Consider the following 3,937-nt stretch of genomic DNA (forward strand, 5'->3'; position numbering starts at 1 on the left):
CCGCTCGGTCCGATCGTGCGCTCGGTGGTCGCCGGTCCGAAACCGCCGACGAGGGAGGACGCGTTCCGGCTCGCTCCCGCGCTGGTCGCCGCGCGGTTCGCCACGCTCACCGAGGCGGCCGCCGAGGGATGTGACGCCGTGGTGGCGACCGGCCTGATGCCGGCCGGTGCACGGGACGTCGCCGAGAAGCTGGGGGTCCCCTACGTGCTCGCGTGCTTCCACACCCTCGGGCTGCCGTCGCGGCACTCGTCGCCGGGGGCGCGGCCGGGCAAGCAGTCTCCGCAGGGCGAGACCGACAACCGGGTGCTGTGGGAGCAGGACGCCCAGCGGGTGAACGCGTTGTACGGCGAGGCGCTCAACAGTGGGCGGGCGGCGATCGGCCTGCCGCCGGTCGACAACGTCCGCGACCACGTCCTCACCGACCGGCCTTGGCTGGCGGCGGACACGACGCTGTGCCCCTCGCAGGGCATGACGGACCTCGACATCGTGCAGACCGGGGCGTGGATCCTGCCCGACGACCGTCCGCTCCCGGCAGACCTGGAGGAGTTCCTGAACGGAGGCGCGGGCCCAAGCGCAGCCGTAGGCGCAGGCTCAGGCGCACCACCCGTCTACGTCGGCTTCGGCAGCATGGCCACGCACACCCCGAAGGACATCGCCCGAGTTGCCATCGAGGCGAGCCGCGCGCACGGCCGCCGCGTCATCCTCGCCCGTGGCTGGGCGGGCCTCGCCCCCGTCGACGACGCCGATGACTGCTTCGTCGTCGGCGACGTCAACCAGCAGGCGCTGTTCCGCAGGGTGGCCGCCGTCGTGCACCACGGCGGGGCGGGCACCACGACGACGGCGGCCCGGGCCGGCGCGCCGCAGGTCGTGGTCCCCCTGATCGCGGACCAGCCGTACTGGGCCTCCCGAGTGGCCGCCCTCGGCATCGGCGCGGCCCACGACGGCCCGACGCAGGCCCCGACCGTCGCGTCCCTCTCCGCCGCTCTCACGAAGGCCCTCGCCCCCGAGACCCGTACACGAGCGAGGGCCGTGGCCGGCACGCTCCGCGGCGACGGAGCGACGGTGGCCGCGAAAATGCTGCTCGACGGCTACGGCACCGGAGCCAGTCAGCAGACACCGCCCCCGCCGTACGGCAAGTGAGGCCGTGGGGCAGTAGGCGCCGGTCGGATCGAACTCATCACCCCTCCCCCCCTGGCGGAGTTGACCTACTCTTGACTCCCCACGACACGTGCAATCCCAGCCGCAGGGACCCCTATGTCCATGGAGCCCGTTGTCCGCATTCCCTCGACCCTCGCAGCGCCTCTGGTACAACGGCTCATCCGCCTGCCTCCCCCACTGCCGCCCGACACGCCCGATCTGATCGCCGCCCTCACCACGTGGCGCGGCGCCGATGCACCGGCGACACCGGACGACGTGCACCGCACGGCCGCCGACTTCGTCCGCCTCGCCACCGAGTCGCACTCCGCCCCGGCTGCTGAACTCACCGCTGTAGCCGATGTGTTGACCCGCACGTTGCTCGCCATCGGGGAACTGGACCTCACGGACGTGGACGCCGTGCGCCTGGGCCCGCAGGACTACGCACGACGGCTGCGCGGCGCCGTGCAGGGCGCGGACCGCGCCCTCTCCCCCGGCGCCGCGTCGTTCCACGACGAGCTGCTCGTGGCCGTGTGCCTGCACGTTCTGTACCACTTCGTCCGGCGCTCTCCGCACATCCAGCGGCACATGGCCGAGCGGGCCAGCCGCATCCGTCAGCTCATCGACCTGAACGACGCGGAGGCCGCGGCCCGCCAGCCCGAACGGTCGCAGGAGGACCGGGACTTCGAGGCCGCGTACGCCGAAGAGGTCGTACGGCAGCACGGCTGGCTCACCATCGTCGGCGTGGACCTTTCCAACGCGCCGGACCGCTGGCCCCTGGAGGACACCTACCTCAGCCTGGAGGCCGAGGAGAGCAGCAACAGCGGCGTACCGGGTGAGCCGCAGACCGTGCTGCTCGCCGACCGGGCCCTGGAGGGGCACGAGAGGGTGCTGCTCCGCGGTGTCGCGGGCTCGGGCAAGACGACCCTCATCCAGTGGCTCGCCGTAGCGGCGGCGCGCGAGGGCGCCCGCGTGCCCTTCGTCCTGCCCGTACGCCGCTTCGCCCGCGAGGGCTTCCCCGCCCCGGACGACTTCCTGCACGCCATCCGGCACCCGCTGGCCGACCAGGCCCCGGAGGGCTGGGTCGTGCGCACGCTCCTCGCGGGCCGCGGCATGCTCCTGGTCGACGGGATCGACGAAGCCCCGGAGGAGACCCGCGGCGAACTGCGCAACCAACTGCGTCGGCTGCTTCGCATCTACTCCGGGAACGGCTGTCTGGTCACCTCCCGGCCCTCCGCCGTCGAGGACGGCTGGCTGGCTCAGGAGCGGCTCGCCGAGGAGGGCTTCAAGGAACTTTCCCTCGCGCCGATGTCACGCGACCAGGTCACACACTTCATCCGTGACTGGCACGCGGCGGCGATGAGCGACGAGCAGTGCAAGGAGCAGGCGGAGCGCGACAAGCTCAAGGAGTACGAACAGCGGCTCCTGCACTCGGTGCGGATCTTCCGCGAACTGCGTCAGCTCGCCACCAACCCCCTGATGTGCGGCCTGATATGCGCCCTCAACCGCGACCGGTCCGGCTCACTGCCCAAGGGGCGCAAGGAGTTGTACGACGCGGCTCTGGAGATGCTCCTCCAGCGCCGCGATCCCGAGCGCGATGTTCTGTACGCCGATGATGTGCGGCTCCAGCAAGGGCCCCGGGAGCTGCTCCTGCGCAAGCTGGCCCACGCGATGGTGGAGGAGGGCGTCTCGGAGCTGCCGCGTCAGCGTGTGGTCGCCATCCTGGACGGCGCTCTGCCCGCCATTCCCTCCGCGCGCGCGGAGGGCGACGGCGAGAAGATCTTCCGTCATCTGCTGCACCGCACGGGGCTCCTCCGGGAACAGGCGGGCCTCTCGGTGGACTTCATCCACCGCACCTTCCAGGACTATCTGGCCGCCAAGGAGATCGTGGCCCGCGGCCAGTTGCGCACCCTGGTCGAGCACGCGCACCAGGCCGAGTGGGAGGAGGTCATCCGCATGGCCGCCGCCCACGCGCGGCCCGAGGAGTGCGCCGACTTCCTGGAGCGGCTCCTGGCCGCCGCCCCGAACCTGCGCCGCCCGCACGTGAACCACCGGCGCCTGATGGCCGCGGCCTGCCTTGAGCACGTCACCGAGCTCGACCCGGCGGTGCAGCAGCTCGTACACGACCGCACGAAGAACCTCGTGCGCCCCACGACGGAGCTCGCCGCCCGCAGCCTCGGCTGGGTCGGCCCCATCGTCCTGGAGCAGCTGCCGGATCCCGCGCAGGTGCCGAACGACCAGGAGGCGCTCCTCCTGGCGATCACGGCGACCCACGTCGCGGACGACGCCGCCATCGACTACCTCGCCCGCATGCGCCACCGCTCGGCGCTGTCCATCCGGGTCGAGCTGGTCCGCCCGTGGCGGCACTTCGACACGGAGCGGTACGCGCGCGAGATCATCGCCCATCTCGATCCGATCGGCCTGTACTACCCCGTCGCCGACACCGCCGAGCTCGCGGCCCTTCGGCAGCTGGGCGGGCGGCCGTGGATCCAGGTCGTCGGCGTCATGCCCACCGAGGAGCTCCTCGACGGCCTGGAGCACGAGCAGCTCACGCATCTGTGGATCACCGCGGAGCTGGCCGACACGGACATGTCCTGGCTCTCCCGCTTCCCGAACCTGAGCGTGCTCCGCGTCAATCCCCGACTGCCCCGCGTCCGGAACGTACCGGAAGGGGTCACGATCACGTCATAGCCGCGGGGGGCGCCCCGTAAGGGGCGCGGGGAACTGCGCGACCAGCCACGAAGCACCCGCAGCCGAAAAGCAAAAAGGGGCTGGCCCCGGACCGTTCCTCACGGTCCGGGGC

Annotated in this window: 2 protein-coding genes; both read left to right on the forward strand. The window is 72.0% G+C overall.

What is annotated here, in order from left to right:
- On the forward strand, nucleotides 1-1,140 hold a 1,140-nt coding region (locus tag ACFQ7F_RS45550; RefSeq protein ID WP_383285604.1), incomplete at its 5' end, for a glycosyltransferase.
- A 120-nt stretch (nucleotides 1,141-1,260) separates the two neighbouring features.
- Nucleotides 1,261-3,825: an NACHT domain-containing protein gene (locus ACFQ7F_RS45555; RefSeq protein WP_383285607.1), complete on the forward strand. Its 2,565-nt coding sequence runs from the start codon at nucleotides 1,261-1,263 to the stop codon at nucleotides 3,823-3,825.
- Nucleotides 3,826-3,937: the final 112 nt, after the last annotated feature.

The organism is Streptomyces sp. NPDC056486, assembly GCF_042795295.1.
Classification (GTDB): domain Bacteria; phylum Actinomycetota; class Actinomycetes; order Streptomycetales; family Streptomycetaceae; genus Streptomyces.

Excerpts from the sequence above, each read along its gene's own strand:
- ACFQ7F_RS45555 (WP_383285607.1), top strand. The coding sequence starts at position 1,261 with ATGGAGCCCGTTGTCCGCATTCCCTCGACCCTCGCAGCGCCTCTGGTA.